The organism is Streptomyces sp. NPDC001093 (genome assembly GCF_040298985.1).
In the GTDB taxonomy this organism is placed as follows: domain Bacteria; phylum Actinomycetota; class Actinomycetes; order Streptomycetales; family Streptomycetaceae; genus Streptomyces.
This window is the reverse complement of sequence record NZ_JBEPBF010000211.1, coordinates 1-11,007: the sequence shown is the minus strand read 5'-3', so window position 1 is coordinate 11,007 and position 11,007 is coordinate 1. Positions and strand designations below refer to the sequence as shown.

11 protein-coding genes and 1 pseudogene are annotated in these 11,007 nt (G+C 73.4%); 10 read left to right on the top strand and 2 right to left on the bottom strand.

The annotated features are described in order from the left end of the window. Window positions 1–349 precede the first annotated feature (349 nt). The gene (locus ABT288_RS47620) at window positions 350–1,081 is read left to right on the top strand and encodes a hypothetical protein (protein WP_351622687.1); all 732 of its coding nucleotides are present in this window, start codon (window positions 350–352) and stop codon (window positions 1,079–1,081) included. A 77-nt stretch (window positions 1,082–1,158) separates the two neighbouring features. Here the strand turns inward: ABT288_RS47620 and ABT288_RS47615 are convergent, their stop codons facing one another. Further along, a complete protein-coding gene (locus tag ABT288_RS47615) occupies window positions 1,159–2,442 on the bottom strand; it encodes a DUF1015 domain-containing protein (protein WP_351622685.1) in 1,284 nt (427 codons plus the stop codon). A gap of 73 nt (window positions 2,443–2,515) precedes the next feature. Here ABT288_RS47615 and ABT288_RS47610 point away from each other — a divergent pair, with 73 nt between their 5' ends. From ABT288_RS47610 to ABT288_RS47595, 4 genes are read left to right on the top strand one after another with little or no spacing between them, the layout of a single operon-like run. Further along, complete coding sequence (locus tag ABT288_RS47610) at window positions 2,516–3,544, top strand: HAD-IIA family hydrolase (protein ID WP_351622682.1); 1,029 nt, start codon at window positions 2,516–2,518, stop codon at window positions 3,542–3,544. Between the two features lie 54 nt (window positions 3,545–3,598). Then, window positions 3,599–4,642: a FecCD family ABC transporter permease gene (locus ABT288_RS47605; protein ID WP_351622680.1), complete on the top strand. Its 1,044-nt coding sequence runs from the start codon at window positions 3,599–3,601 to the stop codon at window positions 4,640–4,642. Then, the gene (locus ABT288_RS47600) at window positions 4,639–5,685 is read left to right on the top strand and encodes a FecCD family ABC transporter permease (RefSeq protein WP_351622677.1); all 1,047 of its coding nucleotides are present in this window, start codon (window positions 4,639–4,641) and stop codon (window positions 5,683–5,685) included. The genes ABT288_RS47605 and ABT288_RS47600 overlap by 4 nt, the downstream gene beginning before the upstream one ends. Then, entirely contained in the window at window positions 5,682–6,524 is an 843-nt protein-coding gene (locus ABT288_RS47595; protein ID WP_351622674.1) for an ABC transporter ATP-binding protein, read from the top strand. Before ABT288_RS47600 ends, ABT288_RS47595 begins: the two co-directional genes overlap by 4 nt. Before the next feature lie 25 nt (window positions 6,525–6,549). Here the strand turns inward: ABT288_RS47595 and ABT288_RS47590 are convergent, their stop codons facing one another. After that, window positions 6,550–6,897 (bottom strand): sterol-binding protein, encoded by a 348-nt coding sequence (locus ABT288_RS47590; protein ID WP_351622672.1) that lies wholly within the window; start codon window positions 6,895–6,897, stop codon window positions 6,550–6,552. A gap of 42 nt (window positions 6,898–6,939) precedes the next feature. Between ABT288_RS47590 and ABT288_RS47585 the strand changes: the two genes are divergently transcribed. The 5 genes and pseudogenes from ABT288_RS47585 to ABT288_RS47565 all read left to right on the top strand — a co-directional run. Next, window positions 6,940–7,260: a hypothetical protein gene (locus tag ABT288_RS47585; RefSeq protein WP_351622669.1), complete on the top strand. Its 321-nt coding sequence runs from the start codon at window positions 6,940–6,942 to the stop codon at window positions 7,258–7,260. Between the two features lie 7 nt (window positions 7,261–7,267). After that, window positions 7,268–8,083, top strand: coding sequence for a TlyA family RNA methyltransferase (locus ABT288_RS47580; RefSeq protein WP_351622666.1), 816 nt, complete (start codon window positions 7,268–7,270; stop codon window positions 8,081–8,083). Beyond that, window positions 8,080–8,997, top strand: a complete 918-nt coding sequence (locus ABT288_RS47575) for an NAD kinase (protein ID WP_351622663.1) — start codon at window positions 8,080–8,082, stop codon at window positions 8,995–8,997. Before ABT288_RS47580 ends, ABT288_RS47575 begins: the two co-directional genes overlap by 4 nt. 39 nt (window positions 8,998–9,036) lie before the next feature. Further along, window positions 9,037–10,779: a DNA repair protein RecN gene (gene recN / locus ABT288_RS47570; protein WP_351622660.1), complete on the top strand. Its 1,743-nt coding sequence runs from the start codon at window positions 9,037–9,039 to the stop codon at window positions 10,777–10,779. Between the two features lie 12 nt (window positions 10,780–10,791). Continuing rightward, window positions 10,792–11,007, top strand: a pseudogene (locus ABT288_RS47565) (hypothetical protein); the annotation flags it as partial.

Here is an 11,007-nt window from a genome sequence, read left to right as displayed (position 1 = left end):
CCCGTCCTTCCGCCGCGACGACGACCGCGGCGGCTACGGGCGGCGCGACGACCACCGCGGCGACCACCGCGGCGACCGCCGTGACGACCGGGGTGGGTTCCGCCGCGACGACCGGCGCGATGACCGGCGTGACGATCGCCGTGAGGACCGTCGTGACGACCGGGGCGAGCGCGGTGGCTTCCGTGGCCGCGACGACCGCGGTGGCCGTGGGCCCCGCAGGGACGACCGTGGTGGGCGGCCCGGTGGCTTCCGGGGACGTGACGACCGGCGCGACGACCGCCGGGGCGGTGGGCGCTTCCGCGACGAGCGCGACCGTGACCGCGACCGGGACCGCGAGCCGATCAAGCGGCTGCCGATCCCGGAGGACGTCACTGGTGACGAGATCGACAAGGATGTCCGGCAGGAGCTCCAGAGCCTGCCCAAGACGCTCGCGGACGACGTCGCCAGGAACCTGGTGATGGTGGCCCGGCTCATCGACGAGGACCCCGAGGGCGCCTACGCCTACTCCAAGGTGGCCCTGCGTCTGGCGTCCCGCGTGGCCGCCGTGCGCGAGGCCGCCGGGTTCGCTGCGTACGCCAACCAGAAGTACAGCGAGGCCCTCGCCGAGTTCCGGGCCGCGCGGCGGATGACCGGCACCGTGGACCTGTGGCCGGTGATGGCCGACTGCGAGCGCGGGCTCGGGCGGCCGGAGAAGGCGCTGGACATGGCCGGTGCCCCGGAGGTGCACAAGCTGGACAAGGCCGGTCAGGTCGAGATGCGGCTCGTCGCGGCCGGTGCCCGGCGTGACATGGGCCAGCTGGACGCCGCCATCGTGACCCTGCAGAGCCCGGAGCTCGCCTCCAACGCGGTCCAGCCGTGGACCGCGCGCCTGCGGTACGCCTACGCCGACGCCCTGCTGGCCGCCGGCCGGGAGGGCGAGGCACGGGAGTGGTTCGCGAAGGCCGTGGAGGCCGACCGGGACGGCAGCACGGACGCCTCCGACCGGCTCGCCGAGCTGGACGGCGTGGAGTTCGTCGACGCCCTGGACGAGAGCGAGGGCGAGCCGGAGAAGCCGTCGCAGGAGGACGGCGACGAGGACTGACGGCAGCCACGGAAAAGGCAGTCACCGAAAGGGGCGGGTTCCCGATGGAACCTGCCCCTTTTCTGCGTTCCGGGCGCTCAGATCTCCAGCGCCCGCAGCACCAGCCCCGACGCCGGCTTCGGGCCGAACGACGTCGACTTGCGGGGCATCGTCACCCCCTGGCGGGCCAGGTCGCGTACGACCTCCTCGCGGACCGGGTGCATCAGGACGGCCGTACCGCCGTCGCGTTCCGCCTTGGCGACCGTCGCGGCCGTGTCGTGGATGTACGCGATGTGGGCCGGGGAGTCCTCGGGGATGTGCCAGACGTGGTCGAGGAGCGTGGCGTGCAGGACCGTGGCGTCCAGGGAGCGCCAGGCTGCCGGGCGGTCGGCCGGGATCGTCCGGGCCAGCAGGTCCGGATCGGGGTGGTCGAGGAGGTGGAAGGAGCCGTCGCCGGCCAGCAGGAAGGCGTTGCCCGCGCAGGACGCGTCCGCGAGGGCCTCCAGCGCCTCGTCGAGCGGCGTGTCGAGGTGTCGTACCCGGAACAGGCCCTCCACCGCGGCGAGTGCGTCCGGGACCGGAAGGCCGTGCAGCAGGCGGTGGATGGCGCGGACGCGCAAGGGGTAGCGGGCGGTGTCGACGAGCAGGACCAGGCCGTGGTCCCAGGGGCTGGGGGAGGGGTGCTCGGCGCGCAGCCGCAGGTAGGTGGCCCATCGGTGGTGGCCGTCGGCGATCAGGGCCTGCTGGTGGGCGAGGTCGGACTGGATGCGGGCCAGGTCGGCGGGGTCGGTGACGGACCAGAGGCGGTGGTGGAAGCCGTCCTCGGTGGTCGTGTCCAGCAGCGGGGGCTTCTCCGCCGTGCGCTCGACGACCTCGGCCGCCGTGCCGTCGCCGCGGTAGGTCAGCAGCAGCGGCTCCAGGTTCGCGCGCGTGGCGCGCATCAGGGCCGCGCGGTCGGCGACGACGGGCGGCATGACGTCCTCGTGCGGCAGCACCACGCCCTCGGCCGGCTCCGAGACCCGCAGCGCGCCGATGACGCCGCGCTGGAGCATGCCGCTCTCGTCCCGCTGCTCGTACACGTACAGGCCGGGCTCCGGGTCCGCGGTGAGGACGCCCTCGTCCAGCCAGCGGTGCAGGGTGTCGGCCGCCTGCTCGGTGCGGGCGCTCGGGGTGCCGGCCTGGGGCAGGATCAGCCGGACGATGTTGTACGGGTCCGCGGACTGGAGGTGGTGCACCCCGTCGGGGCGTACGACGACGTCGTACGGCGGTGAGGTGACGGAGGCGAGGCTGCCGACCCGGTCGGGGTCGTAGCGAAGGCCGCGGAACGGGGTGAGTTCCAGGCCCCGGCGCGCCGTTGCTTCCGAGTGACCTGCAGTGTTCATCCCGGCATCGTACGTGTGTCAGTGGCGTGCGGGATGATCGGGGGAAAGGCCTTCGAACGAGGAGCGATGTGGAATGAGCCAGGCGGTCAGGACGAGCCCCGAGGGCAGTGGGCAGCCCCTGAGCGAGGCGTACGACACGGCGCTGCTCGATCTGGACGGGGTGGTGTACGCGGGCGGGAGCGCGATTCGGCACGCGGTCGACTCGCTGGCGGTGGCGCGCTCCGGCGGGATGCATCTGGCCTACGTCACCAACAACGCGCTGCGGACCCCGGACACCGTGGCCGAGCACCTGACGGAGCTGGGGATACCGACGGGCGCCGATGACGTCATCACCTCCGCGCAGGCGGTCGCGCGGCTGATCAGCGAGCAGGTGCCGGCCGGGGCGCGGGTGCTGGTGATCGGCGGGGAGGGGCTGCGGGTGGCGCTGCGCGAGCGCGGCCTCGTGCCCGTGGAGTCGGCGGACGACGATCCGGCGGCGGTGGTACAGGGGTACGGCGGGCCTGATCTGACCTGGGGGCGGTTCGCGGAGGCGTCGTACGCGGTGGCGCGTGGGGTGCCGTGGTTCGCGTCCAACACCGACCTGACGATTCCGAGCGGGCGGGGCATCGCGCCGGGCAACGGCGCGGCCGTGGAGGTCGTACGGATCGCGACGGGCAAGGAGCCGCAGGTGGCGGGCAAGCCGCTGCCGCCGATGCACCGGGAGACGATCATCCGGACCGGCGCCGAGCGCCCGTTGGTGGTCGGGGACCGGCTGGACACGGACATCGAGGGCGCGTTCAACGGCGGGGTGGACTCGCTGCTGGTGCTGACCGGTGTCACCGACGGCGCCCTGCTGCTGGCTGCGCCGCCGCAGCACCGGCCGACGTATGTGGACGCCGATCTGCGCGGGCTGCTCACCGGGCAGCCGGAGGTCGGTGTCCTCGCGGAGGGCTTCCGGTGCGGTGGCTGGACGGCGACGGCCGGGGCGGACCGGCTGGAGCTGGAGGGTGACGGGGAGCCGCTGGACGGGCTGCGGGCGCTGTGTGCGGCGGCCTGGACGGCGGCCGGGGACGGCTCCTGCGGCCTGGACGGGGGGAAGGCGCTGGCGCGGCTGGGACTGTGACGGACAGGCACCCGGGAATCGAGATCCGAAGCGAGGGTAGGCTAACCTAACCTCGTGTTGGTCGACAGTCTTCCGGAACAGCGCGCGGAGACCGCCCCCGCGCCCCCGACCCGCCGGGCGGCGCGGGCCCTTGGGCTCCTGTTCTCCGCCCTGATCCTGGTGCTCGTCGCCCTGGCGAGCATCGCGATCGGGGCGAAAGCACTGTCGCCGGACCAGGTCTGGCACGGCCTGTTCCACGACACCGGGACCTACGGCGACGTCGTCGTGGACGAGCGGATCGCGCGCACGGTCCTGGGCCTGCTCGCCGGTGCCGCGCTCGGCCTCGCGGGCGCGGTGCTGCAGGCGCTCACCCGCAACCCGCTGGCCGATCCCGGACTGCTCGGCATCAACGCGGGCGCCTCGGCCGCCGTCGTCACGGCCATCACCTATTTCGGCGTCACCAGCCTCACCGGCTATGTGTGGTTCGCCTTCTTCGGGGCGGCCGCGGTCGGCGCGCTGGTGTGGTTCCTCGGCGGCAGCCGGGGCGCCACCCCGGTGCGGCTCGCGCTCGCCGGTACGGCGATCAGCGCCGCCCTGTACGGCTATCTCCAGGCCGCGATGATCCTGGACGACGCGGCGCTGGGCAGGATGCGCTTCTGGACGGTGGGTTCGCTGGCCTCGGCCACCGACTCGACCATCCTGCAGGTGCTGCCGTTCCTCGCGGCCGGCATGGTCCTGGCGCTCGCGCTGGCCCGGCCGCTGAACGCGGTCGCGATGGGTGACGACACCGCCCGCGCCCTGGGCGCCCACCTGGGCCGCACCCGCGCCCTGGCCATGCTGGCCGCCACCGTCCTGTGCGGCGCGGCCACGGCCGCCTGCGGCCCGATCGTGTTCGTCGGCCTGATGGTGCCGCACGTCGTGCGCTCCTTCACCGGCCCCGACCTGCGCTGGATCCTGCCGTACGCCACGGTCCTGTCGCCCGTGCTGCTGCTCGGCGCGGATGTCGTCGGCCGGGTCGTGGCCCGCCCCTCGGAACTCCAGGTCGGCATCGTCACCGCGATCATCGGCGGCCCGGTCTTCATCTTTCTCGTACGACGGCGGAGGACGGCCCAGCTGTGAAGACCCGATCCGTGAACCGGGCCGTACGCACCCCCGGCGGGCTCTCCCTGCGCCTGGACCTGCGGGCCCTGCTCGTCGTCGTCCTGCTGCTGGCCGCCGCCTGTGCCGCGGGCGTCGCGCTGATCGGCACCGGCGACGCGAAGATCCCCGCGGCCGACGTGCTCAGGACCCTCGCCGGGGACGGCAACGCCTACCAGGACTTCATCGTGAACGAGCTGCGGCTGCCGCGGGTGCTGGTCGGCCTGCTGGTCGGCGCCTCGCTGGGCCTCGGCGGCGCGCTGTTCCAGTCCGTCTCCCGCAACCCGCTCGGCAGCCCGGACGTGCTGGGCCTCTCCCAGGGCTCGACGGCCGGCGCCCTGGTCGTCATCGTGCTGCTGTCCGGCAGCACCGCCCAGGTCACCGTCGGCGCGCTGATCGGCGGCCTGGTGACCGGACTCGCCATCTATCTGCTCGCCTGGAAGCAGGGCGTGCACGGATACCGGCTGGTCCTGGTCGGCATCGGCGTCTCCGCGATCGCCACGGCCGTCAACGGCTATCTGCTGACCAAGGCCGACCTGGTCGACGCGGCCCGCGCGGTCGTGTGGATGACCGGCTCCCTGGGCGGCCGTGACTGGGACCAGGTCTGGCCGCTGCTCGCCCTGTGTGCGGTCCTCGTCCCGCTGGTCCTCGTCCACGCGCGCGGCCTGAGGATGCTGGAGATGGGCGACGACGTCGCGAACGCCCTCGGGGTGCGCGTGCAGCGGGTCCGGCTGGTGCTGATGGTCTCCGCCGTGCTGCTCACCGCCGCCGCCACGGCCGCCGCCGGACCCGTCGGCTTCGTCGCCCTCACCGCGCCCCAGCTGGCCCGGCGCCTGACCCGCTCGCCGGGCCCGAACCTCGTGCCCTCCCTCTGCATGGGCGCCGCCCTGCTGGTCGCCGCCGACTGGGCCTCGCAGCGGGCCTTCGGCGCCGACCAGCTGCCCGTCGGCGTGGTCACCGGCGTCCTCGGCGGCGCCTATCTGCTGTGGCTGCTGGTCACCGAGCGCAGGGCGGGCCGGATATGAGCGCCGTCCCCGAGTCAGACAGCAAGAGGAGCACCGTGAACCGCCTGTCCGCCGAGAACGTCACCCTCGCCTACGACCAGCGTGTCATCGCCGAGCAGCTGTCGGTGGAGATCCCCGACAACTCCTTCACGGTGATCGTCGGCCCGAACGCGTGCGGCAAGTCGACGCTGCTGCGGGCACTGTCGCGGATGCTGAAGCCGAGCGAGGGCCGGGTGCTGCTCGACGGGCAGGTCATCCAGTCGATGCCCGCCAAGAAGGTCGCCCGGACGCTCGGCCTGCTGCCGCAGTCGTCCGTCGCGCCCGACGGCATCACCGTCGCCGACCTCGTCGGCCGGGGCCGCTACCCGCACCAGGGTCTGCTGCGCCAGTGGTCGGCGGAGGACGAGCGGGTCGTGAGTGAGTCGATGCGGCAGACGGGGGTCGCCGAGCTGGCCGACCGGTACGTCGACGAGCTGTCCGGCGGGCAGCGGCAGCGGGTGTGGATCGCCATGGCGCTCGCCCAGCAGACCCCGCTGCTGCTCCTGGACGAGCCCACCACCTACCTGGACATCCAGCACCAGATCGACGTCCTCGACCTGTGCGCCGAGCTGCACGAGACCCAGGGTCGCACCCTGGTCGCCGTCCTGCACGACCTCAACCACGCCGCCCGCTACGCCACCCACCTCATCGCGCTGCGCGGCGGCCGGGTGATCGCCGAGGGCGCCCCGAACGACATCGTCACCGCCGAACTGGTGGAGCAGGTGTTCGGGCTGCGCTGTCAGGTCATCGACGACCCGGAGACCGGGACCCCGCTCGTGGTACCGGCAGCCCGAAAGGCGAGGGTCACAGCAGCTTCCTGAAGCGTCACAGCGGCTTCCCGGAGCGTCACAGCAGCTTCCTGAGCCGGAACAGATCCAGCAGGCTCGCCTCCAGCCGCACCCGGCCCCTGCCCCAGGCGGTGGCGAAGTTCAGCTCGCCGTCCACCAGGGCCACCAGGTCGTCCCCGGCCATGGCGAGCCTGATCTGGGCCCTCTCGCGCGGCGGGCCGGGGTGCGTCTCGTCCACCTCGATCCGCCCGCCGGTCATCCGGCCGGCGAAGGTGACGTCCAGGTCGGTGATGTGACAGCTCACCGAGCGGTCCAGGGCGGCGGCCGCGCGCACGTCGCCCTCGGCGCCCTGCATGTTGTCCGAAAGCTTTCCCAGTGCGGCGCGGCACTCCTCGATCGTGGCCATCGCCCACGACGGTACCCCAGCGGTTCGCGGTAGCGTCGGGGCATGAGCGACTCGGTTCCGGAGACGGAGATCCCGCAGGATTCGGTGCAGGAGGCGGTGGAGGCACTTCAGGCGTACGACCCCGCCGCGCCCGCCCCCCTGAACATCCCGCGCACCCCCACCGGCAACGCCGAGGTCGACGCCCAGCTGGAGCGGCTGGCCGACGCCGACCACCTCGCCACCGACGGACACATCGAGGTGTACGAGGATGTACACCGGGGGCTGCGCGAGGCGCTCACCGCGCTCGACGCCCGCCCGGGACCTCCGGCGCCCTCACCGTCGTACCCGAAGGCGCCTTCACCGGCGTACCGACACAGGAGCTGAACCGAACGTGGCAGGAGTCGCACGCCGTCGTCTGGACGCGGAGCTGGTCCGCCGGAAGCTCGCGCGCTCGCGCGAGCACGCCAGCCAGCTGATCGTCGCCGGGCGGGTCACCGTCGGCAGGACCGTGGCGACCAAGCCGGCCACCCAGGTGGAGACGGCCGCGGCGATCGTCGTCCAGGCCGACGACAGCGACCCGGACTACGTCTCCCGCGGCGGGCACAAGCTCGCCGGCGCGCTCGGGGTGTTCGTCCCGCAGGGGCTCGTGGTCGAGGGCCGGCGTGCCCTGGACGCCGGCGCGTCCACCGGTGGCTTCACCGACGTCCTGCTGCGCGCGGGCGCCGCGCACGTCGTCGCGGTGGACGTCGGATACGGACAGCTCGCCTGGTCTCTCCAGAACGATGAACGCGTCACCGTCAAGGACCGTACGAACGTACGCGAGTTGACGCTCGAGGCGATCGATGGGGAACCTGTGGATCTTGTCGTGGGCGATCTGTCCTTCATTCCGCTCGGGCTGGTGCTGCCGGCCCTGAAGCGGTGCGTGAAGCCGGACGCCGACCTGGTGATGATGGTCAAACCGCAGTTCGAGGTCGGCAAGGAGCGACTCGGCAGCGGGGGTGTCGTACGGAGTCCGCAACTGCGGGCGGAGGCCGTGCGGAAAGTGGCCGAGAAGGCCTGGGAGCTGGGACTCGGGGTGCAGGGAGTCACCGCCAGTCCGCTGCCCGGCCCCTCGGGGAACGTCGAGTACTTTCTCTGGCTGCGGGCGGGGGCACCCCAGGTGGACCCGGCCGACGTAGACCGTGCAGTGGCGGAGGGGCCGCGTTGACACAGAACCTGGCGCGTACTGTTTTCCTGCTCGCCCACACCGGGCGGCCCGCGGCGATCCGCAGTGCGGAACTCGTCGTCAAGGGCCTGCTGCGGCATGGCATCGGGGTGCGGGTGCTGGAGGAGGAGGCGTGCGACCTGCCGCTCCCTGACGAGGTGCAGCTGGTCAAGGAGGCGACTCCGCAGTGCCTCGACGGGTGCGAGCTGCTGATCGTGCTCGGCGGCGACGGCACGCTGCTGCGCGGGGCGGAGTTCGCCCGGGCGTCCGGGGTGCCGATGCTCGGCGTCAACCTGGGGCGCGTCGGGTTCCTCGCGGAGGCCGAACGGGACGACCTCGATCGGGTGGTCGACCGGGTGGTGGCACGGTCGTACGAGGTCGAGGAGCGGATGACCGTCGACGTCGTCGTGCACCGCAACGGGGACATCGTGCACACCGACTGGGCGCTGAACGAGGCGGCCGTGCAGAAGGCCGGCGCCGAGAAGCTGCTGGAAGTCGTGCTGGAGATCGACGGGCGCCCGGTCACGGGGTTCGGGTGCGACGGGGTCGTCCTGTCGACGCCCACCGGGTCCACCGCGTACGCGTTCTCCGCGGGCGGGCCCGTGGTGTGGCCCGAGGTGGAGGCGCTGCTGATGGTGCCGATCAGCGCGCACGCGCTGTTCGCCAAGCCGCTGGTCACCTCGCCGGATTCGGTGCTCGCGGTGGAGGTTCTGCCGCACATCCCGCCGGGGGTTCTGTGGTGTGACGGGCGGCGGACCGTCGAGCTGCCGCCGGGGGCGCGGGTGGAGGTGCGGCGGGGGGCCGTGCCGGTGCGGCTTGCCCGGCTCCATCACTCTTCGTTCACGGATCGGCTGGTTGCGAAGTTTGCGTTGCCGACGACCGGATGGCGGGGCGCGCCGCACCACTCGGCGGAGTGACAAAGGCGGGCCGTGTGCACTCCGCACCCCGGACCTCGTATGGTCTGTTCCGTGTTGGAGGAGATGCGGATACGGTCGCTCGGGGTCATCGACGATGCCGTCGTCGAGCTGTCGCCGGGGTTCACCGCCGTCACCGGTGAGACGGGTGCGGGCAAGACCATGGTGGTCACCAGCCTCGGGCTGCTGCTCGGTGGGCGGGCGGACCCGGCGCTCGTGCGGATCGGCGCCGAGAAGGCGGTCGTGGAGGGGCGGCTCACCGTGCCCGCGGACGCCGCCGCCGTCGTACGCGCCGAGGAGGCCGGGGCCGAGCTGGACGACGGGGCCCTGCTGATCAGCCGTACCGTTTCCGCCGAGGGGCGCTCGCGGGCGCACCTGGGCGGGCGCTCGGTGCCGGTCGGGCTGCTCGCCGAGCTGGCCGACGACCTGGTGGCCGTGCACGGGCAGACCGACCAGCAGGGGTTGCTGAAGCTGTCCCGGCAGCGGCAGGCACTGGACCGGTACGCCGGGGACGCGGTCGCCGTGCCGCTCGCCAAGTACACCGAGGCCTACCGGCGGCTGCGGGCCGTCTCCGTCGAGCTGGAGGAGATCACCACACGCGCGCGTGAGCGGGCGCAGGAAGCCGACATGCTGCGGTACGGGCTCGAGGAGATCGCCGCCGTCGAGCCGCGCGCCGGGGAGGACGTGGAGCTGGCCGAGGAGGCGGAGCGGCTGGGGCACGCCGAGGCGCTGTCGTCCGCCGCGACGGCCGCGCACGCCGCTCTCGCGGGCAATCCCGAGGACCCCGAGGGGATCGACGCCTCCACCCTCGTCGCGGGCGCCCACCGGGCCCTGGAGTCCGTGCGCTCGCACGACCCGGCGCTGGCCTCGCTCGCCGACCGGATCGGGGAGATCGGGATCCTGCTCGGCGATGTCGCCGGGGAGCTGGCGGGGTACGCCGACGACCTGGACGCCGATCCGCTGCGGCTGGCGGCCGTCGAGGAGCGGCGGGCCGCGCTGACCGCGCTGACACGCAAGTACGGCGAGAACGTGAACGCCGTCCTCGCCTGGGCCGAGCAGAGCGCCGCGCGCCTGACCGAGCTGGACGGCGACGACGAGCGGACCGAGGAGCTGACCGCGGAGCGGGACGCGCTCCGCAGCGAACTGGGCGGTCTGGCACAGGCGTTGACCGATGCGCGGACGGAGGCCGCCGAGCGGTTCGCCGCCGCCGTGACGGCCGAGCTGGCCTCGCTGGCGATGCCCCACGCGCGCGTGTCCTTCGCGATCCGGCAGACCGAGGACCCGGAGGGCGTCGAGGTCGGCGGGCGTACGGTCGCCTACGGGCCGTCGGGCGTGGACGAGGTCGAGCTGCTGCTCGCCCCGCACCCCGGCGCCCCGCCGCGGCCCATCGCCAAGGGCGCCTCCGGCGGTGAGCTGTCCCGTGTGATGCTCGCCGTGGAGGTCGTGTTCGCGGGCACCGACCCCGTGCCGACGTACCTCTTCGACGAGGTCGACGCCGGTGTCGGCGGCAAGGCCGCGGTCGAGATCGGCCGCCGCCTGGCCAAGCTCGCCAGGACCGCCCAGGTCGTCGTCGTCACCCACCTGCCCCAGGTGGCCGCCTTCGCCGACCGGCAGCTGCTGGTCGAGAAGACCAACGACGGCTCGGTCACCCGCTCCGGCGTCAAGGTCCTCGAGGGCGAGGAGCGCATCCGCGAACTCTCCCGCATGCTGGCCGGCCAGGAGGACTCCGAGACGGCCCGGGCCCACGCCGAGGAACTCCTGGCGACGGCCCGGGCGGACCTGTAGCCGGGTTCTGGAGTCACCAGCGGGGCCGTGAAGTCGTTCGGGATTTCGGCCGCGGGACTGGTCGCGGGGCCGCTGATCAGGGAGCGGGTGCTCGCGCTCGGGGCGCCGGGGCTGGTGCGGAAGGGGCCGGGGGCCGGGCCGGCGGCAGCCGCGATGGGTGCCGCCGCGGCCGTGCTGCCCGAGGAGCTCGGGGAGCGCGCGATGATCGGGCACACGGGGGCGCAGGCG